General features: G+C 42.7%; 16 protein-coding genes. 12 read left to right on the forward strand and 4 right to left on the reverse strand.

Annotated features, from left to right (window positions below; translation table 11 throughout):
• Positions 1-511: 511 nt before the first annotated feature.
• Positions 512-664, reverse strand: a complete 153-nt coding sequence (locus tag BLV86_RS17965) for a hypothetical protein (protein WP_175456586.1) — start codon at positions 662-664, stop codon at positions 512-514.
• A 237-nt stretch (positions 665-901) separates the two neighbouring features.
• On the opposite strand from BLV86_RS17965, the gene BLV86_RS15420 reads away from it, so the two are divergent.
• From BLV86_RS15420 to BLV86_RS15440, 5 genes are all read left to right on the forward strand, one after another.
• Complete coding sequence (locus tag BLV86_RS15420; protein ID WP_090819306.1) at positions 902-2,824, forward strand: AAA family ATPase; 1,923 nt, start codon at positions 902-904, stop codon at positions 2,822-2,824.
• 88 nt (positions 2,825-2,912) lie between these two features.
• Positions 2,913-3,350 (forward strand): hypothetical protein, encoded by a 438-nt coding sequence (locus BLV86_RS15425; RefSeq protein WP_090819308.1) that lies wholly within the window; start codon positions 2,913-2,915, stop codon positions 3,348-3,350.
• Positions 3,351-3,589: 239 nt separating this feature from the next.
• Positions 3,590-5,341: a hypothetical protein gene (locus BLV86_RS15430; RefSeq protein ID WP_031551528.1), complete on the forward strand. Its 1,752-nt coding sequence runs from the start codon at positions 3,590-3,592 to the stop codon at positions 5,339-5,341.
• Between the two features lie 165 nt (positions 5,342-5,506).
• A complete protein-coding gene (locus BLV86_RS15435) occupies positions 5,507-6,853 on the forward strand; it encodes an MATE family efflux transporter (RefSeq protein ID WP_044916650.1) in 1,347 nt (448 codons plus the stop codon).
• A 556-nt stretch (positions 6,854-7,409) separates the two neighbouring features.
• The gene (locus tag BLV86_RS15440) at positions 7,410-8,516 is read left to right on the forward strand and encodes a sigma factor (RefSeq protein ID WP_031551534.1); all 1,107 of its coding nucleotides are present in this window, start codon (positions 7,410-7,412) and stop codon (positions 8,514-8,516) included.
• A 119-nt stretch (positions 8,517-8,635) separates the two neighbouring features.
• Here BLV86_RS15440 and BLV86_RS15445 read toward each other — a convergent pair whose 3' ends face one another.
• Together BLV86_RS15445 and BLV86_RS15450 are read right to left on the reverse strand one after the other, a co-directional pair.
• A complete protein-coding gene (locus tag BLV86_RS15445; protein WP_090819311.1) occupies positions 8,636-10,345 on the reverse strand; it encodes an amidohydrolase in 1,710 nt (569 codons plus the stop codon).
• Between the two features lie 54 nt (positions 10,346-10,399).
• Positions 10,400-12,055: an amidohydrolase gene (locus BLV86_RS15450; RefSeq protein WP_090819314.1), complete on the reverse strand. Its 1,656-nt coding sequence runs from the start codon at positions 12,053-12,055 to the stop codon at positions 10,400-10,402.
• Between the two features lie 556 nt (positions 12,056-12,611).
• Between BLV86_RS15450 and BLV86_RS15455 the strand changes: the two genes are divergently transcribed.
• The 4 genes from BLV86_RS15455 to BLV86_RS15470 all read left to right on the forward strand — a co-directional run bounded on the left by BLV86_RS15455 (position 12,612) and on the right by BLV86_RS15470 (position 16,720).
• Positions 12,612-13,358, forward strand: coding sequence for a hypothetical protein (locus tag BLV86_RS15455; protein WP_031551544.1), 747 nt, complete (start codon positions 12,612-12,614; stop codon positions 13,356-13,358).
• Between the two features lie 241 nt (positions 13,359-13,599).
• The gene (locus BLV86_RS15460) at positions 13,600-14,244 is read left to right on the forward strand and encodes a hypothetical protein (protein WP_031551547.1); all 645 of its coding nucleotides are present in this window, start codon (positions 13,600-13,602) and stop codon (positions 14,242-14,244) included.
• A 6-nt stretch (positions 14,245-14,250) separates the two neighbouring features.
• Positions 14,251-16,503, forward strand: coding sequence for a VirD4-like conjugal transfer protein, CD1115 family (locus BLV86_RS15465; RefSeq protein ID WP_049962369.1), 2,253 nt, complete (start codon positions 14,251-14,253; stop codon positions 16,501-16,503).
• Between the two features lie 16 nt (positions 16,504-16,519).
• Positions 16,520-16,720 (forward strand): cold shock domain-containing protein, encoded by a 201-nt coding sequence (locus tag BLV86_RS15470; protein ID WP_090819317.1) that lies wholly within the window; start codon positions 16,520-16,522, stop codon positions 16,718-16,720.
• Between the two features lie 31 nt (positions 16,721-16,751).
• On the opposite strand, the gene BLV86_RS15475 is transcribed toward BLV86_RS15470, so the two are convergent.
• Entirely contained in the window at positions 16,752-17,606 is an 855-nt protein-coding gene (locus BLV86_RS15475; protein WP_090819320.1) for a hypothetical protein, read from the reverse strand.
• Between the two features lie 194 nt (positions 17,607-17,800).
• On the opposite strand from BLV86_RS15475, the gene BLV86_RS15480 reads away from it, so the two are divergent.
• The 3 genes from BLV86_RS15480 to tnpA all read left to right on the forward strand — a co-directional run.
• Complete coding sequence (locus BLV86_RS15480; protein ID WP_090819323.1) at positions 17,801-19,486, forward strand: hypothetical protein; 1,686 nt, start codon at positions 17,801-17,803, stop codon at positions 19,484-19,486.
• 81 nt (positions 19,487-19,567) lie between these two features.
• The gene (locus tag BLV86_RS15485) at positions 19,568-20,341 is read left to right on the forward strand and encodes a DNA-directed RNA polymerase subunit alpha C-terminal domain-containing protein (RefSeq protein WP_090819327.1); all 774 of its coding nucleotides are present in this window, start codon (positions 19,568-19,570) and stop codon (positions 20,339-20,341) included.
• 100 nt (positions 20,342-20,441) lie between these two features.
• Positions 20,442-21,202: IS200/IS605 family transposase (gene tnpA / locus BLV86_RS15490; protein ID WP_090819331.1), on the forward strand; the 761-nt coding region annotated here is incomplete at its 3' end.

A 21,202-nucleotide genomic window follows, 5' to 3' on the forward strand; every position in this document is an offset into this window, starting at 1 on the left:
AATCACAAAACTAAAGATGTAGACAAAGACAAATGTATTGCGGCTTTTGACAAGTGTCACACAAAAGAAAAAGCCCTGATCGCATGGATCAAGGCTAATAAGATTAAAATACTAAACAGCGGAATTAAGGTAGCTTAAAACAATTAAATATGGGCGATTGACTGTACGTCCTTGTCACAAGACAGAAATTTACCGCTAATGTGGTCGTTGGACTGCTTGGTAATGAAAGTCCTGATTCAAAAAGATTTACACCTGTAACTCCAAAGTCTGAAAATGATGTACGATTACAGGCTACGCTTGGTAATCAGAACCCCACGGGCTTGCCCGTGGGAGCAGTCAGTCGCCAAATTACTTGTGTTACTAGTTACAAATCAATTATGGAAAGGGAAATTGGAGATAAAGTATAAGATATATAGAATTGTGTGAAATAAATCATCAAATCACAAAAAAGCCCTTCGAAATCAAATACCAATGGGTCAGCGATTTGAAGGGCTGTGAAACAGTTATGACATTAATTCTCGTCTTCATCATAATAGACGTCATAAAACCTCGGGGTACATTCCCAAAGTCCCATAGACTCAAGGGATTCAGGTACTACCTGCCCATTTACCTTATCGGCAAATTTCTTTGCCTGATATTCGCATGCAAATCTCTCTGAAGCCATAATTACCTCCCGGAGCTTTACCCTCTTTAAAATTTAAAAATAAGGAATCATCCTGTTTCAAATCTCCAGAATGACTAATATATAAACTACTTTTTAAATATGGGAGAGGATATTCCGGATAAGCTTCAAAAATCAAAAAACCAAGAATATTTTTAAGAAAAATCTATCAGCAGCCAAATTTCCCTCAAAATCCCTCCCATAATTCAGGTAAAAGAAAAGATTTTTTAGGAGGTAGGTATGTTAGACAGAAAAGCGGAAGAAAGATTTGTAGAATATATTGATTCCATCAAGAGCATGGGCGTCCTTTTAGGAGGAGCGGACACATTGATGAATCAGTTCCAGACGGCCCTGACAGAATTCCTTGTAAGCATCTCTTCTGACGATAACATGCTTACAGACAGAGAAATGGATTTCATCAACAGCGTCACCGGTAATGAATACGAATGCGGTCAGTTCCGCACCATAATGCAGATGAGCCGTAAATATGCATGCGATGCACCGCCTTTATATTTTGAGAGCCTGATGTCTTTGGATCACCGTCTTGGACCGATGATAGAGTATGATGACCAGAAGGTAGAAAGGACACATTACCGTTCCTGGAAGGCACTTGAGATTTTTGCGATGATAGGGAATCGCTTTTCGGCATTTGAAGCTGGTGAAAAGGATAATATCAATAAAATCATAAAGAGAATGGATTATCTGAATACAGTTGCATCAGTTTTAGAGGAAAATATCGATAACAGACTTTATGATGTTTCAATTCCGTATCTGCCACAGGTGCCGGGGTTTATCATTGGCGGAAGTTATGATGAATCTCTCAGGGTACTGGAGCTTATGGAAGAAAACTGCCTGTATGGTATGGATACAAGCACACCGATAAAAACCGGTGTATTTGATGCTGAAACCATGAAATACTTTGTAAGCCTTCATACAAAATTTCTCAGTAACACCATTACAGATCCTGAAAAAGAAGAATACCTTTCATACATATCCCTTGGTGCAACACCTCCTGATAATTACTGTTCTCCCGATACAAAAGATGGAGTAGAAAGCAAGGAAAATGAAGGAGAGCATCTGAAGCTTAGAGAGGAATGGAGACATTTAACTGAGACTTCATGGGAAGATAAATGCCACTCACTATCATGTGATTATGACTATTCATCAAATGATGATTTTCCTGAGTTTACTACGGGTAACGAAGACGAGTATATAGAAACAGCCAAGAAGAACATGACAGAAAGCAAAGCGACTGCACAGGAAGAATATCCATATAAAGATAAGACATTATCTGAGCTAATATCGGAACTTGACAGCCTTCCAGGACTCAAATCCGTGAAGGAGACTGTAAAATTCACAATGAACCTTGCAAAAATGAACAAGCTTCGTAAAACAAGAGGCCTTAATGTTCTTTCACCCACTATGCACATGATATTCACCGGAAATCCTGGAACAGGAAAGACCACAATAGCAAGACTGATAGCTGCGATCTACCGTGAGATGGAGATACTACCCAAGGGGCATTTCATTGAAACCGATGCAGAAGGGTTAATAGGCGGATATGTCGGACAAACTGCTATAAAAACAAAAGACATGGTGCAGAAAGCACTCGGAGGTATCCTGTTCATAGACGAAGCATACATTCTTGCAAATAATAACCGCGGTGGCACCAATGATTTCGGAAAAGAAGCAGTGGCAACCCTCATAAAGCTGATGGAGGATCACCGAGACAACCTTGTTGTAATATTTGCGGGATATACAAAAGAAATGCAGGATTTTCTCAGCATGAATCCGGGTATACGATCCCGTATAAACACCTACATTGATTTTCCGGATTATAGCGGGAAAGAACTGACTGATATATTTAAACTCATGTGCAGTAAGGCAAGTTATTCTCCGAGCAGTGACTGCCTTAAATACACTAGGGAAAATTTCGAGAAAAGATCAACAGAAAAGATTGTAGACTATGCAAATGCAAGAGATGTAAGAAATTTCCTTGAAAAAGCAGCTGCAAATCAAGCTAACCGATTGGCAATGAATCTTGATAAGAAGATAAGTAATAGAAGCATCATGGCTCTCAATATGCAGGACGTTGAGAATGTAGACCTAAAAAAACAGGATGCGCCAGAAGAAAAGCATCACCGGTTAGGATTTTCGTTGTAGATAAGCCTTATCCCGTGAGTCCCTTCCCATAATTTTTATGTAACAGATATAAGTAATTTGGAGTGGTCATGGCCACGGAAAGGAATAAATGAAAGGTTTATTATATGAATTTGATGAGAACACGGACCTACGATTTGTAAAAAGATCAATTAAGAAGGTGCTGGACGAGTATGGAATCGAGCCTCGGATAAAATCATTTGAGGATTCTGCTCATTTTCGCCAGAGTCTCCTTGAAGATGCGAATTATACTAGAGCCAGGAACCTAGTATCAGAGCGGATAAAGGCAGAAAAGCTATATGATGAGAATGAAATCCTCAAGGAGCTACTGACTGACATGGCAGTTTTCTATTTTCTCCGTCTCAAAGAAGATATTGAAAGTGGAAATGTCACGAAAGCTGTCGACAAGGCACTTATGGATGTAAGGATTCAGCTTAGTTCGTGCTCTCCGGAAGGAGAATACAATGAAACTTGGAACAAAAATAATAAACATGATTGGATACCGAATCTTCAACAAGCTGTTATATAGGCTCGTGAAGATCACCCTAAGAGCAATCTTTCATATTTGACCAAATGCACCCATACCAGTTGGGTGCATTTTTATATAACAAAGAAGCAAAAAAAATATAAGGTTAAATGGGGCAAAAAGAAGAAATTTAAAAAATTTTCAAATAAATACTGATACGTTCAAAACCCCTCCCATAATTGATTAGAATCCACTACAAAACAAATTAGCAATTGTAATCGAATATTCGAGGAGTAACATCTATGGAATTATTTAACACCGCAAGTGCCTATGCAAATATCCTTGTACAGGCAAAACTTCTTGTAGAACGGGAGCAGAAGGATGATAACGCTGCTCATGCACTAAATAATCGTCTCCACAATAACGCATTTTGCGGACTTCTGTATGAAGGCGCAGATTTTGAAGTGTTGGAAAGCGAATCCGGAAGACTTATAAGGATTAATTTCAACAATAACTCATACGTAGTTCCTGACAGAGCAGTAAGGAACATATTGAGAAATGACTATGACAGGATCATCGGCAGTAAAGAAGAACCTGAAACAGAAGATATATCATCAGAAATGAAGGAAGAGATTCTAAAGGAGTCAGCGTCCGATACGGTAATATCAACCATTGAAACAGAAGAATCAGTTTCTAAAACAGATTCTGATGAATCAAAGAAGCAGGCCGAAACTGGAAGCAAAGATGCAATGCCTAAGGCAGAGAATAAGAGGAAAACCGAGCCAACAAGAAGCAAGGGCATAATAGTGGATGAGGATGCCTTTTCTGTTGGAGGAGAACTTGACCATGCCATAGTTAACATAAATGAAGACGGCAGCGTGGCTGTTGAAGCAAGAAAGGAAAATGATGTTCCTGAAAAGAAGCCTGAAGACAACACTCCGCTTTCTGCCTTCACCGCTTATGCAAATGATATCGAAAGTGACCTGGAATCAGAAGATGAAGAACCGGATTTCCTTGAGAGAAGACCAATTTTCAAAAGAAAAAACATAGAGAACGTAGCATCTAAGGACAATAACACAGAGAGCAACACTGAGACAGTAAAAGAGGATCAGATCTTAAAGCATGGCTTCTTCAGAAAGAAAACCGATGCCGGAAACAATGAAAACATAAAGACGATTGTGAAACCGGCTCAGGAGTTATCAAGAAAAGGTTTTTTTTCTAAAAAGGATGAGTCTTTGAAAGTAGCGGTTTCATCCGACGACGAAAAAGAAAACGATAAGCCTGTAAAGCCATTGTTTGGATTTGCTCCCAAAAGGCCAAAACTCAACAAAGAAAAGGAAGAGGTAGTTCCTGAAGAAATCAAGGTATCCAAGCTTGAATTATTCGATGATGAACAGGAACCGGATCATTCAAATGACAGGGGTAAGCTCTTTAACCATATACATACAATCGTTCTGAAACGTAGTTTTGGGGCAGCTGAGATAGGCCCATATCGTTTTATCATCTGGCCTTCATGGATATACAACCGGACTACTGGAACTGCTTTTGCCGAGATTCTTGTGCATGTTACAGATCCTAATGACAAGGAATACATTTTTGTCACACAAAAGCGCGAGAATGAAATAAACATGACAATAGATGGCAAGACATTTAAAGTTTACGGTACATGGAATAGTGGCATTTTCACATCCCATGTAAGTCTAACCGGAAAAACTGCATCTATATATCAGCCAATAGAGGAAATAAAAAAGAATGTACCGGAGGATTTCAGTAATGAGTTCCTTGACCAGTTCCGCCTAGAAAAGAAAGGACAGCCATCTCTCTTTATTGTTCCATTCAAGTGTTATAACGGCGGAGAAGAATATATACCAATAATCGGCTTCGTAGAGTTAAATGGTGTAAAAACAGCACTCCCACGACTTCCCAGAAACGAGCTCCGTTATACATACGGCGGTATTGAGCGTGTGGTAAGGGGCTTCTGGAAAGAAGGAGTCTTTGATTTTACAAGCGATGACGCAAACAGACTAATATTGTTCAGTCAGGAAGGTGCCTGATTTTTTGAGTTTAAAAAGAGATTTAAATATAGTTAATGGTAAATGCTACTTACGTAAGCCCCAGTCTTTTTTTAAGTGCATTGACCATCTGACAGGCAAATGTTATATTGGCCCAGAATAACCAAACTTGTAAAAAATCTTACATGAAAGTAGGAGCTAAGTCGTATGCGGGACATGACAAATGGACAGCCCATAAGTCATCTGTGGCGGTTCGCGCTACCGGTACTTATGGGAAACTGGCTGCAACTTTTATATAATGCTGTGGATTCCGTTATCGCCGGAAGGTTTATCGGAAAAGAAGCCCTTTCCGCCGAGGGGATTGCTGCCCCTGTGATGAACCTGGTGATTTTGGGGATTTCCGGGGTCTGTATCGGGGCTGGAGTGCTGATGGGGGAGGCCTTCGGAGAAAAGAATCTACCCAAAGTCAGAAAAACCCTAGGTGGTATGCTTCGTTGTGGGATGATTTTCTGCCTCTTGGTGGTGGCGGCTGGTGTATATCTGACTCCTATGATCTTGAACTCCTTGTCAGTGCCGGATGACATCTTTCTGATGACATTGGTTTATCTCCGGATCACCTTCCTGGGAGCTCCGTTCACCTTCCTTTATAACGCGCTTGCGGCCGGTCTCAAGGCAGTGGGAGATTCAAAGACGCCCCTCAAATTTTTGGCCTTCTCCGCAATACTTAACGCATTGCTTGATCTGTTTTTCCTTGGATTTCTCCATTTCGGTATTGTCTGTAGTGCGGTCACTACAGTAGTTGCAGAAGCTGTTTCCGCTGTGCTGGCGGTGGTGTACATGCTTAGGAAAACCCGGGAGATTGTACCGGGAAGAGAAGATCTGAAAAGAGATCTTTTACTGCTTAGGAGAATACTTTCTTACGGCGGTCCGACGGCACTACAGCAGATGCTTCAGCCTATCGGCAAAGTACTTATTCAGGGCCAGGTGAATGCACTTGGTGTTGATGTAATTGCTGCTTATAATGCTGTTACGAAGGCAGATGATTTTGCCTGTATTCCTGCTCAGGGAATTTCTTCAGCTTTGTCCTCCTTCATGGCGCAGAATCGTGGAGCAGGGAAAAAGGAACGCCTTCTACCAGGCTTCCGAGCAGGGCTTAAGCTGGAACTTTGCTATTTCGTGCTTATCTGTACGGTGACATACCTTTTCAGAGAACCCTTTGTTCGTCTGTTCCTTAAAGCGGGGGACGCAGAGGCCATTGTCTGTATCGGAGCGGATTACCTTGGGTTGATGGCATTTTTCTATATTTTTCCGGCGATGACCAACTGTATGCAAGGCTTTTTCCGTGGCATGGGGGATATGAAGATAACCATTGTCCTTACAGCCATCCAGATTACTTTAAGGACGATCTTCACCTATGTGCTGGCGCCTTCGATGGGTATCCGGGGCATTGCGGTGGCGTGCACAGTTGGATGGTCGGCCATGCTAGTGGCGGCATTCATGCGCTTCAGGAAATGGCGGTATGAGTTAGCGGAATCCCGGGATTTGCTAATTTAACTGTTGACTCGTCAATTATGCAAGCGTATAATCCCAATAGTCGGAAGCGGACGCTAAACCGTTAAGACATAGTGGAGAACAAATTCATACAGATGTAGATTCATATCAGCAGGTTTATGTTGATATTGTTTTCTATTGATGCGCGAATGGTTTTTCACTGAATTCATACCTGATACAATTACTAAGCCTTTCGCGAGATGCGAGAGGCTTTTTTGATTCTTAAAAACAAAATCATTCCTCCGCATTTTATGAATTTCACACTAAATTGTATTTAATCAAATACAAAAACCGGTTTAATCGAAAATTTCTATCAGCAGCCTTGTCCGATTTGTCGAGCACGTGATACTATGCTACAGTTGTTTTAGTAATTGTTCATATAATCAATCTATAGATTTTAGAACAATTGCACAAGAAATCATATTACAAGCTTACAGATACACCGGACAACAAAACAAAATATCCGGGCAGGATACATTGCAGGTTTTTGGGGTAGAAAAGCAACACGACTTAGGGGTAAAAAGAGTCGTAATGTATGTTTTTGGGGAGAGTATGTGAAATGATTAATTCAAGGGATAGTTTTAAAGATTATTTCAAAAACAAAGGGATGTCAGACGTTGCAATCGATGACATGTATGATGATGTTAATTGTGCTGATTATGAAGTTTGTGATTATGATGACAGTGAAGATGAGTCTGTCGCTCTTGACGATTCAGAAAAGAGTTTTGCCCGTGACGTTCTGCCTGATGCAGAGATAAAGCCAAAGGAAGAGATGATTAAGATCTTCACACGAATCGCAGCCGTCGTAAATGATCCTGATTCCATGGAATATGAGATCCAGGATGCACAGGTTGAAGCACTCTCTTATATGAAGGGTGTTATCAGATCCATCATAAGCACAAAGTTCAAAGAGTATGTAAGAAGGGATCCTTCTTTCGCTGAAGACCTTACACAGTCAGCATGTGAAAATCTCATCAGAAACCTTGGCAAATATGATGGTTCAAGGGGAATAGCTCCTTCTACATTCTTCTATATACACCTGAAGTCAGGAATGGTTGCTGTTACAAATGAAATGAAGAACTGCACATCGTCCAGCGATGCAGCACTTCGTCGCAAGATCAATAAGATAGACAAGCAGTGCAAAGAATACGGCTATGAAGCTACTATTAGGGATTACATCGTAGAGACAGGAGAATCACGAAGCAATATCGAGACAACTCTCCGTGCCATGAAGATTAAGACAGGTCACCTTGATGCAATGGAGCAGTATGATTCATACATCGCAGGTGACGAGAGCCAGTCACTCGCATATGAGAATCCAGAGTCAGCAGCTATTCGTAAGGTACTTGGGGAGAAGATTGTAGAGAGATTATCAGAAATCTGTGTAGATGAAGATATTTTCCTTTTTGAGATGAACAGAATAGAGCACATTGATGTACCTGAGATTGCCAAAAGACTTGGAAGAGTCGGAGAGGAAGATAAGATCCGTCGTGCTGTTAAGGAAGTAGTAACTGCAGCTAGTTTTGATCCTGTTATCAAGAGACTTGCAGCCGGACTTGGTTATGGCAAAGAGCCAAACTCATCTCTTTTAAATATCATTAATCTCAGCTCACAGGATGAGAATATGCTCGATCTCGCTCCTGAAGAGGGGTATTTGGTAGTTTAATAAATCCTTGTAAGACTGAAAAAAAGTAGCGTATCCGATATTTCGGATACGCTACTTTTTTGGAATTTAAATAAAAAGATGTCCACGACCGCGCAGGCAGGGGGAAGAAAGGGGCTTTTTTACGCGCGGGTGTAGACCCATTCGCCGCCAACCATGGTACGCAGAACGGGGGTATCATGGATCTGCTCGGGATCACAGGCGGTGATATCCCGCTCCAGAAGGACCATGTCCGCCTCCTTGCCGACACTGATGCTGCCGAGCCGGTCCTCGCACAGGAACTGGTAGGCCGCGTTCAGAGTGCAGGCCTGGATCATCTGTTCGACCGTGGTGCGCTCGGAGGGGCAATGCAGGGAGTCTGGACGGCCCGGTTGCTGACGGGTCACGCCCATTTGAATACCTTCCAGCGCATAGGCTGGGTAGGTGATGGGGTAATCACTGGCGGAGGACACGACAACGCCCTCATCGAAGAAGGACTTTATCGGATGCATGGCCGCCGTGCGCTCCTTGCCCAGGCCGTAGCTCTGGATGGGCTCGAGCTCAGGCGGCAGGGGGATCCAGAACGGGTCGGTGGAAGCCACAACGCCCAGCTTTGCCATGCGGGGGATGTCCGCATGGTCCACGACCTCCAGGTGCGCGACTGCGTCCCGGAGATCACGGGGTCCGGTCTGCGCATTGGCTTTTTCAATGGCGTCCAGTGCCATGGCCAGCGCCCCGTCGCCGATGGCGTGCAGGTGCACCGCCATGCCGAGCTCATGGGATCTTCTGTACACCGCGGTGAGAGTGTCCATGTCCATACGGAGCTGTCCGTGGTTATTAATCTTCTGCGACTCGGGATCGCAGTAGGCCTGCTTCATATAGGCGGTCCCGAGGGTGGGCGAGATCGTGCCGTCCAGCTGGATCTTGGTGTTGATCAGATCGAACATGGGACCCTTCGTGCGCTCTCTGAGGGCTGCGGAGTGCTCGACCTCGGCGATGGTGTCGTGACCCTCCGCCTGGAACACCTGGTAGGCGCCGTAGGCGTGCATCTTGAGCTTGCCCTCTTTGTCGAGCTCGTGCAGCGCCAGCACCTCGTTGTCGGTGTAGTCCCAGTTGATGATCGCGTCCATGAAAATAGTCATACCATGGGCGAGATACTCCTCCTGATAACGTAGGAAGCCTTCCTTGTACTGCTCCACCGTGAAGCCGACGAGCGGCTTGATATAGGCCATTGCGCCCTCGCGGAACCAGCCGGTGGGGGTGCCGTCCTCATATCGTACAACGATGCCGTCGCTGACATCGGGCGTATCCTTGCTGATGCCGAGGCGCTTCATGGCGGCATGGTTCACCAGGTAGGAGTGAAGGCCCATGTCCGCGAGGACAATGGGCTTGTCCGACAGACCGTCCAGCATATCCGCGGTGGGGCCGAAGGGGCCGAATACTTCCTTCACAGGGAGGAAGCCGAAGCCCTGGTAGACCTCATATTCCGGATGCTTCTCAATAAGCGTCTTGATCCGGCCTATAAATTCGTCAACATCGAAGACCTTCAGCAGATTTGCCTCGAAAAGCTCCACCGCGCCGCCGACGGAGCAGTGGCAATGACCATCGGACATGCCGGGGATAATCAGGCCGCCCTCATAGCGCTCTACCTTCGTGTTCTCGCCGATGAGCTCCTTGACGCCCTCCGCGTCGCCAACGTAGATGAAATGTCCGCCGAAGATCGCCACGGCCTCGGCCTTGGGATTCTTTTTGTCCACCGTGTAGAAATTACCGTAAATGACCCTCTCGGCGGACTGGTCCTTCACATCAAACTGGAAACCGGCCTGGTTCAGCTTTTCGGAGATATTATTCATAAATGATTCCTCCTGTTAAATAATCAGATTGAACTACTTGTCAGACAATATACGTTATTTCACTTTCTTTCCGCGGAAATAAACATCTTTCGGCGAGTTGTAGCTGAAGCCCTCCTGCTCCGCCGTGAGCAGATCGTTGTCAAACACCAGGAAGTCCGCGTCCTTGCCGGCCTTGATGGAACCCTTTTGGTTCTCGATGCCAAGCTGAATGGCTCCGTTGATCGTATATCCCAGAAGCATTTCTTCTATGTTCATCCGTTCGTTGAGCGGAGGAAGCACTTCGGCCGTTCTCTTAAACGGATAATGCCTGGTCTTCTCGGTGATCTGCCGCGTCATTCCGATTTCCATGCCCTGATAGGGGTTCCACTGCATAAAATCCAAAAAAGCGATTGAGTCGCTTGACCAGGTCACCAGGGCGCCGGTGTCCCACACAGTTTTGGAACGGTACATCTTCCGAACGCGCTCCTCGCCCAATATAGGCGCAAGGGGTGCGGGATCGTCGGCATGCCAGTTCGGCGTATAATTCGCGAAGACGCCAAGCTTGGCAAAACGACCCAGATCATCATCATGCTGGGTGATAAGATGGGCGCAGGTCACCTTCACATGGTAGGCATCGCCCAGCTCTTTTTTGACGATTTCAACGGCATCCAGAGCCACACGGGAAGCAGCCTCTCCTCCGCAATGCAGGTGCAGATCCAATCCTTCTTCGTTGAGCTTTCTAAGGAGATCCGCAAGCTCTTCCACATTGAAGGCCGTGACGCCGGTCTCCCCCGTATCCGCGTAAGGAGTGACCAGAGCCGCGGTATGGAGGGTCTGTGTACCATCCATAAAGATCTTCATGGTATGGATCTTCAGGTGCTCCGTATTGTATTCCTGCCGGAAACGCTTCAGCTCTTTTAAGCCTTCCTCCGCCTCCCAATGCGCCGCGATCACATAGCATCCGTCAATATAAACCGGCAGCTTTCCCTGCAGGTCCAGAGCACGCAGACGCTGGTAAACCCGCTCGTGGAATTGGGGATAGCCCGGGATGCCTGAATCAAAGACACAGCACACACCAACATCAACGGAAAAATCGATCCAGCGCTGAAGTGCCGTGTCGATCTGCTCATCGGTCAGATCCATGGCGCTGTCGAGCATGATCGGAACCTCTGCTGACCCTTCAAAGATATTTCCGGTTACATGTCCATCCTTACGGACATAGTAGCTAAGGCCCGGCACGGGATCCGGCGTATCGTCTGTAATGCCGTGCCGCTCAAGGAGTTTGCTGTTCACCCAAAGGCTGTGGCACTCAGCTTCCTGAATCTGGAGTTCAGCGTCAGGGCAGATCGCATCGAGATCTTCCTTCGTGATTTCTTCCCCATGCAGGAACCTTCTGTCAAAAAGGAATTTATAGCGTTTCTCGCCGGGGTGTTCTGCAATGTACTCCGACATGATTTTCAGAAGCTCCTGTTTGTCCTGGCACTGAATCTGTTTGCCGAGATCTGCGTATTCGAATCCGACGGGCATGGTCACATGCACATGGCTGTCGATAATGCCGGGCATGATGAATTTGCCCCCGAGATCGGTGGTGGGACCCTCATATGCCGAAAGTCCGGCCTCGTCGCCCACATAAACAAACTTCCCGTCCTTCACCGCAAGGGCACTTGCCATCGGTCTGTCCTTATCCGAGGTGAAGATTTTCGCGTTTTTGATGATCCTGTCTGCTTTCATGCTAATATCTCCTAATTGTTTTATATTTTCTTCCTTAGATTTGATGTACCTGCTCTCCTTCTTTGCGGTCGCCTTATGGGGATCCCCTTCGGCAATATACACGCTGCTACTGTCATTTCACAAAAGCGGCAATGTTGAAAGAGGGCTTTATGAAGCAGCCTTATAGTCTGACACTGGTTCGATTATATCACAGGAATAAGATGATTTATCCCTAACTATTTGAAGAATGTACGCTCATATATTAATCCAAAATGATAAATAAAATTATTTTAACCAAGCCATAAAAAAGTATAGGCACGAAAAATACAAAAGTGGAAAAAAATCTTCCCATAATTAAAAGGTAAACTAACAATTGGCCATACGTATACTCTTTTGCATTAAGGAAATAAATTAGATTATTACCAGCTACATCTGTTTATTAACAAGCAAGTACTCCGAATGTATCGGTAGTGTTATTGCATACTCAAATAATAGGACATGATTATGATACTTAATGCAGAAAATATGGCCCACATTTTTTGAACGATAGGTATCGTTAGAAAGAGAAGAGGGAAAAATGAAATATTTTGAGGATGAAAATGCCGATCTTTATTACCTTTACGATCAGGTAATGTTTGGTCAAAAGCCGTCACTTGGAAAGGAGCTGTTCTTATCATCATACAATGGTCGAAAGGAGTACACATCCACTGATCAGCAGAGAGCTATAGAAGTCATTAAGTATGCCTTCGAATGTTACATGGGCTGGACTCCCGAACAGACAGCTGCAAATATTTCCGAGGATATCCTAAAGCATCTCCATCTGAACGGTCTTGTTTCGCAGAGAATAAAATTCCCTGCAGAATTAACTCCAATGAACAATCTTCATTACCTTGTTCATCTTATGTATCCGAACGAGTTTCCATACGATGCAAGAGCAGCGGTTGAAAGCTATTACGACAAAGTTATATCCGGAGAGATTCCAAGATTCCAGAAAGGTTTCTTTGCGACAGAAAACAATGAAGGTCTAGAAAGAGCCTGTATATGTTTTGCAAGGATGCTCCAACTCGCACGCCCTTTTAGCTCTATAAGGGAAATGTATAATTTCTTTTCAAAAGGCGACTGCAAAAAGCTTATAAACGAATATAAATTAACTTCAGCCTGCAGGGATCTTTTCCAGTTCCCGTTAGATTTTCTTCATTATTCTCTGCCGGAGGAACAACGTAAAAACTGTTACTATAAAAGTTTAAGATACAAGCTTGTAAGACAGAACTTCTCAAGACGCCTTAATATAGCTCAGAAAAATCAGTTTATCTCCACAACATAAGTAAACATGTCATCTGCCGTATTTATAAAGTACGGCTTTTTTGTTACCAGAAAATCTTACAGAGATTATTAATGATACCGGCATAGTCTTAACGCGTATAAATATTCTCACCCATTCTCCGCCATATTCTTGAAAAAGGAGTACAACAAAAAATTTTCATCATTAATGTTAAAAATTTGCCCAAATAATACTTATAGAGAAAAAACTATTCCCATAATTAAACCGAAAGGAGAGTTTGATTATGAGCGCAGTTTTAATATGTCCGTTTTGCGGACGGCAATTATACGAATCTAGCGGCGTTGAATTGATCCGTTATGGAAATAGAGAATATCACGTGGAGCTTAGCACCATCAAATGTGATTACTGTGGCACTAATGAGCTTGCCACGGGATGGGGGAAATTCTACAAAGACGATAATACAGAAGCAGGTAAAAAACAGGAAGAAAAAGAGCCGGAAAAATTTATAGGATCCGGAGAAGAACAGATACTAAATCCTAAATGGGTAGACCGGAATCCTTTATATAAGGCACTGATCTATAGCGATATAACATTCCCCTACAATGTGCCAAAGTGGCGTTCAGCCTGGTATCTGAGAACCCACCGTCCGAAATTAAGGATTGTCCTTGGCGGAGTCCTTTACGATACAGATTATGCAAATCTACTCACAACAGATGACTGGCATGATAAAAACAAAACAGTAAGGACTTACTATTACAGGATGCCGAGAGGTGATTACTTTTCAATACAGGTAGGAGACGGGCAGAAAGACCACTTCAGACGAATGAGCGAAATGGAGATACAGAGTAAACTCGGTAAAATTGCTCCGGATATATATCTTAAATTTTTCCCTATCGGCGAAAAAGAAGAAGTAAAAGACGAGGGGTAAGCACGGATGAATATAATAAGACAAAAAGCCCTCGATATGGTCGATAGTTCTATTGAAAGGAAGAACAAGAAACCACATACACAAAAGAAGGTCAAACAGCCAAAGCCTGTAAAAACACATAACCCTTTCAAGAGTCAGAGCGGGGGAACGGCGCAAAACGTTATTACGGCTGTGGTGCTCGGTATTGTCCTCATATACTACTGCGCAAAGGGCAATTATGGAGTAGAGTATTACGATCAGGAAATGGCTCCGCTCTACAGATTTATGGATGGACTATCAGGCGAGGCAGGTAAGGTTTATTTTGGCGGAGCTTTCATACAGCAGCTTTTATGGGTTCTCGGTGGATATGCCCTTATGATCTTCTATTTTGTCATGGACAGGATAAATAACCGTCACTATGCGGATTACGAACAACAGGGTACGGCAAAGTTCATGACTCCGAAGCTCGTAAAAGACTTCAATATGGTTTACAACTATCCGCTCGGACAAAAGTATGCGAAGAGTGATTATGAGAAAGGCGAAGTAAATCAGATATATTCGCAGCATTGTCAGATTGCACTTAACACAAGGGTTACAGGATTCAATCTTAATGCCATTTGTGTCGGAGGTCCCGGTACCGGTAAGAGTTTCCGTGTTGTACTTCCTAATCTCTGTTCAGCTTATGATTCATTTGTTATAACGGATCCTTCATCAGAGCTTTTGAAGAAAACAGGAAACTATCTGGAAGAAAACGGATACACCATAAAGGTCCTTAACCTTATCGACATGGTGCATTCAAATACATATAACCCATTTAATTATTTAAGAAACGAACAGGATGTCCTTACACTTATACAGTCATTTATCAATGCAACTAATGACGGCGTAAAGGCAAGCAGTGATCCTTTCTGGGAGAAAGCCGAAATGGCACTTCTGCAGGCCCTCGTTTTTTATGTGACCATATATCAGAGTAAGCAGTTCCAGAACTTTGCGACTATTGCCAATATGCTTCGTCGTGCAAAAGCTGATCCTAAGCAGACCGAGACAAGTCTTGATAAGCTTTTTAATGAGATACGTTCCTATGACAAAGACGATATCTGTGTAAAGCAGTATGACATCTTTAAGCAGGCGAGTGATAAGACAGCACAGTCAATCCTTATCACCACATCCGTAAGACTTTCAATGTTTAATATCAATGCTGTAAAGAATCTTACATCCACGGATCAGATGGAACTGGAGCTTACAGGTGACAGAAAGACAGCGATATTCATCGTAGTACCTTCCGGAGACAATGCCTATAAGGCACTGGTTAACCTGATGTACACACAGCTCTTTGATACTCTTTACTATCATGGACAGGTTGAATGTAATGACGGCGCACTTCCTCATCATGTACGCCTAGTGCTGGATGAGTTCGCGAACATCGGAGTCATTCCTGGGTTCCAAAATAAGCTCACAACCTGTAGAAAATACAATATTGAAGCCCTTATCTTTGTACAGGCCGAGTCTCAGATAAAGATGCTCTATAAGGATGACTATGAGACCATCATCGGTGCATGTTCAACATACATTTACCTTGGTGGAAACGAGCTTTCCACGATGGAAAACCTTTCAAAAAGAATAGGTGAGACCACTATAAGAGTAAGAGACCATTCTTATTCACATGGATCAAGGAATTCCTCATCAACATCATTCAAGTACACAAAACGTATGCTTATGACAGTTGATGAGATTAGACGTCTTGCTCCTGATGAGTGTCTTGTCTTAATACAGGGGCAATATGCTTTCTACGATAAGAAGTATGACACCCCTAGAGATGAGAGGTTCCAGAAGAGCTGCGAACTGGGCCCTTATGTATTCGAATACTGCAACATAAGAACAGAGGACATAAAGGTTCTTGAAAGAAAAAGAAAAAGGATAGCAGCACTCGTACAGCAGAGATCATCGAAGAAGAAAGCTCCTAACGAAAGAGCCATACAGATGAGCCCTGTGCAGAATAGGGATATCCCGACAGATGAACAGTCACAGGCGTTGTTGCAGAAACACGTTGAAAACAGGACGGTTGTTCCCCAAATAGATGAAGCTAATTTTCTTGTTCACGGTGCTACGGTCACTCAACACCGGTCAGATGGTACAAAGACTGAAAAGAATGCCCTTAAAAGCAAGCCAAAGAATAATTTTGAGATGAAGGGATATACAGATAAGCATAACATACAGACTTTCACGTCCACATCAGGAACAGAATCACTGATGGAGAGTCTCGATAACATAATAATTTGAAGGAGAGATACATTATATGACAGGCTATACAGCATGGTACGACCCAAATAAAGGATACGGTTTTGTCACTGGTGAAGACGGCAATGATTATTTTGCACACCAAAAAAATATATTAGCTGAAGGATTTAGAAAGTTGATTGCAGGTAAGGAAGTGGAATTTGTTCCCTGTACAGAAAACGGGAGAAGAGTTGCAGAAAAAATAGAACCCCTTGAATAAAAAAAGCGGCTCGGTAAAGAGCCGCAAACAATCACATCATACTCTGGAATCCTATACGGATTTCATTTCTATTAGGATCAAGGAAGGATGTCATGTCATCGGTTCTCAAAGATTTGTCAAAGTCCTCCTTTGTGGAGCGGTATCCGCTTTTAAGGATAGGGATAGGCTTAAAGGCATTCTTCTTGTCATCGTCTGTCTGATATCCTTTCCCTTCAAAACAATACACCTGATAAAGCTCATCGGGTTCATCGTCTCTGTGAGGCGCTGTGCAAACACCGGGCTTTAGCCTTACAGGTTTATTTGTTACGGTGTCTATCAGATTATACTGCCTTCTTATTGATGAAAAGATACTGGTGGCAACGGATAACTCAGGAGTTCGTTCTATATCATGATGCTTAAAGTTATTTGAAGCCGAAACAGTGCTCACAAGCCAAAGTGGATTAGAAGGAAAATATCTTGCGACATAATCCTTTACTACATTGAAAGGCAGTTTGTCGAGATAATGAATGTTTTCCTTTTCGATTGGGATATGAAACACGTTTAGTGTCAGATGCCTAAACATCGCACGAATAAGACGTTCCTCATGATGAAGATTAGCTTGTTCAAAGCCTTTACGGTCTATGACGGTAACCGTACCTAACAATGCCTTTCTGTCAACAAAGTCATGACGTTTTTTGATAGAACGAAGGCTGCCCTTTGCAGGACGTACTTTTATCTGGTCATAACCATCAAAAATCCTTGGCGTTCTTTCCTCGATATAGTCCGTTATCAGTTTTTTGCCTTTTTCATTCGGTTTTGTCTTTATATGTTTACCCATAAGCTCCGGATAAAAAGGATATTTATTAATAATGCCTAAGGGATTGTATTCAAAATCTCTGAGTTTCATAGCACACCTCAATTTAAAAGTATTTCTAATCTAATTATGGGATACAAGTCCTTATGAAATACGGTTGCTGATAGAAATTTTAGAAAATTTTTCAGAAGAAAACAAGAATATAGAGAAAACACAAGTTAAAACGTATATCCATAAACATAATTATTATATAGAAAAAACCACATTGTAAAACAGAGGAGGAAATCATGGCTAACGCATCATTACCGCCATTAACAGTTAAATGGGACGATATCGCATTAGGAGAAGCTGCGTTGTTTACTGCCAAAGGGATAGAAAGTGTATTTGACCCTATGACACGACGCGCAGGTAAAGATACACTTGTAAAAGTAAATTATGCTCGAATAACTTATCCTTGGAGGGATGAAGGAAATCCTAAGGGTAAAGAAAACGAGAAGGAACCACCCCTTGATCCCACAAAGAAGAGCCTTGATCCGAGCGCTCCAACACATTACGTCCTTGCAGGAGATAAACTTCACACAAAAATAGAAGAGGAATTTGCGAAGAATCATGTACAGTGCAGTATTGTTCAGTATATGATCCCTGACAAAAACACGGAGGGCAAATTCAATGCGGTTTACGTATATTATCCGGACAAAGAAGATACAGAAAAGACAAGACAGATAGTAAATGACATAAATCTTGCAAGAACCAGTAATTTCAATGAGATTGAACCTGATAAGCTGGCAGAATTCTGTGATAAAATGGGGCGCGAGGTTGCATTACACAAGAACATATCAGAGCTTGAGTATGAGCAGATGTCTTCAAGGGGCATCGGATTTATGCACACTGTAATAAAAAACAAAGACGGTTCCGTTACGCTTGCTTTTCCGAATGACCCTGTTGTAGTAAATGAAGAAAACAAAGTCTACAACGAATCCCACATTTTCCTTTCCGGACAGACCGGAAGATGCATAACCAGTCTTGAAAAGGAATTCAATGACAGCTGTAAGAGTGTTATGGCTCATATCGCTAACAACATGGAAAAGACCATAGTTGTAGATACTATGCACCCTAATAGATTCCTTGTAGCAGATGCAGAAAGTGTTAAATTCTATGTCCGTACACCAGAAATGGACATACAGGAGAGAGACATACCAAGAAATTCAAACATGAGTAATGCCTTTCAGCTTGATGTATATGCAGGTCTTAAAGCTTATGGTCAGTTTGAAAGAGTCGAGCAGAAAGATCTTGAAGAAAAGCTCTTGGAGGTACGGAAAGAGCACGAAAGAGAAGAAGTTGATGCACGAGTTAAGATGATAGCCTATAAGGAACAGCTTCTTCCCATGACAAAACAGCTTGTTGAATTTACATCAATGGCACGATTGACAGAAGACAGAAATGCTATAAGAGACATAATGGAGCAGAGTGTAAGAGAAGGCAAGTTTGCTAACCTTTCCGTATATCTTGACAAAGATGCTGCAATCAGTAATGCCATGGGGGCACCAACCGTAAAGGAAACGGTAGAAACTGAAGATAAGGGAAATTCCGTTGAAAAGGTAACCGAAAAGGAAATCCATGAATTAAGGGATAAGTTATCATCAGAGGCCATTGAGACCGGAAAAGTACTGTATGAACAGTATTTTTCTGAATACGGACTTTCAGATGATGTAAAAACACACCTTGAGACCTGGCTTGCTTGTGAGCCTGCAGTACAGCTTTTATCACAGGAGCAATCCGAAATACAGAATGCGATATCCTACGATATCACCGCAACCGTAGATACCTGCGCAAGCGAGCGAGTAGAAGCGATAGAAAAGCTGGATACGAGAGAATTTGATGAATTCGTAAGAGAAACCGAAGACATATCTATCGATTTCAGCTTTAACGATGATAGAGCTCAGGAAGAAGAGAGTGAAATGGATATTGAATAAACAAAAGCCGGTGAGGTACGCATCGGCTTTCGCAAACATTAATGAAATCCACATAATATAATACAAGCAACAGGGGGGATTATGACCGACAGAATAGAACTGGCTAAAAAACTTAGAGATATAGCCTGTAGATGTGACAAGAACAATCATTCTCAAAGAAACTGTGACCTAAACGAGATTGACGGGGGTGTGGAATCTTTATTTAGTGCAGCCCATATTCTTGAAAAAGGGCTTGGAAGATCAACGGACGAAGGGTGGCCGATAAACCTTCTTCTTGACATTGGGATAGTATGTAATGTTAAAGAAGCGGACTCCATAGAAAAAAATCTGCTGTATGTAATGGATTCCCTTAAGGAAAGGGACAAACAAATACTGATTCTCAGATATAAAGAAGGAAAGACTTACGAAGAGATGTCTGAAATCATAGGTGTATGCAAACAGCGCTCACAGGAACTCGAACACAAAATACTCCGGAATCTATCAAGACCTGAACGAATAGATGTTATCTGTAACGGTAAAGAAGCAGTTAATTCATATATGAAGCATAAGGATGAATTTGTCGATTCGCTTTCACGGCTTAAATCGGACATAAAAACAATAAAAGAACAGATAGAGGAACAGCCATCAACGTCTGAAGGCGTAGAAGTCGATGGGGATAGCATATACGAAAAGCCAATCTCATACCTCGAACTTTCCGTAAGAGCATATAACTGTTTGAAACGGTCTGGTATTCAGAAGATAAAGGATCTTAAAAATTTAACCAGAGAAAAACTTCTACACACAAGGAACCTTGGACCAAGAACGGTAGAGGAAATCATAAACAAGGCTAGGGAATTCGGCTTTGATATTAAATAAAATCTAGGTGCGGGATCTTTGATCTCGCATTTTTTGTGCCTATAAAACAGTTTTCCCCTTCCATAATTTAGTTATAAAGAAAGATGAAAGGAGTTTTATGATGAATCTCACACAAGCAGAAGAATACGATTTAAAGAAACAGAGCCATTTGTATGATCCGGAGAACAAATATGTCGGTGATGGACAAATACTGGGTGCGGAAGAGGAGATGGGCTATGACGACGGAGTGGATTACAATGGTGACAGCCTTGGATATATGACCGACACTAACCATGACGGAAGCTATTCATATGGAAGAGATATTGACGAAAGAGCAGAAGAACAGTCCACTCTATTAAGGGACCAAATCTATGGAATAGACACTGCTGAATATGCAAGAAGATTTCAGGAAGAAGCTACAGCAGATGATACATCTCCGGAATACTTGAACACCGGTTTGAATAATTGTCGCCGCGTTCTCGTGACTTTAGTCGTGAGTCAGGCGGCTTTTTGTTGGTTAGTTGCGATTTCTTTATACATATGGTATCATATATGTATGGCTAATATATTTGATTTACCGAATAAAAATGACCTGACATATGGTAGGGGTTACGTTTATTCCCTACAGTATCATATTGTCTGGTGTACCAAGTACAGACGTAAAGTTCTGATGGATGGCATCGATAATGACATCAAAGCTTATCTAAAGTCTATGGCAGAGGAATATAAATTTACCATCACAGCCATGGAGATAATGCCGGATCATGTACATATGCTGGTAGATTGTTCGCCACAATTCGAACTCCCACGTATGCTCAAGATCCTTAAAGGCAACACCGCGAGGTGGATGTTCATGTCTCATCCGGAGATCAAATCAAAACT

This window comes from Oribacterium sp. KHPX15, assembly GCF_900107835.1.
GTDB lineage: Bacteria > Bacillota > Clostridia > Lachnospirales > Lachnospiraceae > Oribacterium.

Coding starts and splice junctions, on each gene's coding strand:
- BLV86_RS17965 (WP_175456586.1), bottom strand. CDS start 664: ATGGCTTCAGAGAGATTTGCATGCGAATATCAGGCAAAGAAATTTGCC.
- BLV86_RS15420 (WP_090819306.1), top strand. CDS start 902: ATGTTAGACAGAAAAGCGGAAGAAAGATTTGTAGAATATATTGATTCC.
- BLV86_RS15425 (WP_090819308.1), top strand. CDS start 2,913: ATGAAAGGTTTATTATATGAATTTGATGAGAACACGGACCTACGATTT.
- BLV86_RS15430 (WP_031551528.1), top strand. CDS start 3,590: ATGGAATTATTTAACACCGCAAGTGCCTATGCAAATATCCTTGTACAG.
- BLV86_RS15435 (WP_044916650.1), top strand. CDS start 5,507: ATGCGGGACATGACAAATGGACAGCCCATAAGTCATCTGTGGCGGTTC.
- BLV86_RS15440 (WP_031551534.1), top strand. CDS start 7,410: ATGATTAATTCAAGGGATAGTTTTAAAGATTATTTCAAAAACAAAGGG.
- BLV86_RS15445 (WP_090819311.1), bottom strand. CDS start 10,345: ATGAATAATATCTCCGAAAAGCTGAACCAGGCCGGTTTCCAGTTTGAT.
- BLV86_RS15450 (WP_090819314.1), bottom strand. CDS start 12,055: ATGAAAGCAGACAGGATCATCAAAAACGCGAAAATCTTCACCTCGGAT.
- BLV86_RS15455 (WP_031551544.1), top strand. CDS start 12,612: ATGAAATATTTTGAGGATGAAAATGCCGATCTTTATTACCTTTACGAT.
- BLV86_RS15460 (WP_031551547.1), top strand. CDS start 13,600: ATGAGCGCAGTTTTAATATGTCCGTTTTGCGGACGGCAATTATACGAA.
- BLV86_RS15465 (WP_049962369.1), top strand. CDS start 14,251: ATGAATATAATAAGACAAAAAGCCCTCGATATGGTCGATAGTTCTATT.
- BLV86_RS15470 (WP_090819317.1), top strand. CDS start 16,520: ATGACAGGCTATACAGCATGGTACGACCCAAATAAAGGATACGGTTTT.
- BLV86_RS15475 (WP_090819320.1), bottom strand. CDS start 17,606: ATGAAACTCAGAGATTTTGAATACAATCCCTTAGGCATTATTAATAAA.
- BLV86_RS15480 (WP_090819323.1), top strand. CDS start 17,801: ATGGCTAACGCATCATTACCGCCATTAACAGTTAAATGGGACGATATC.
- BLV86_RS15485 (WP_090819327.1), top strand. CDS start 19,568: ATGACCGACAGAATAGAACTGGCTAAAAAACTTAGAGATATAGCCTGT.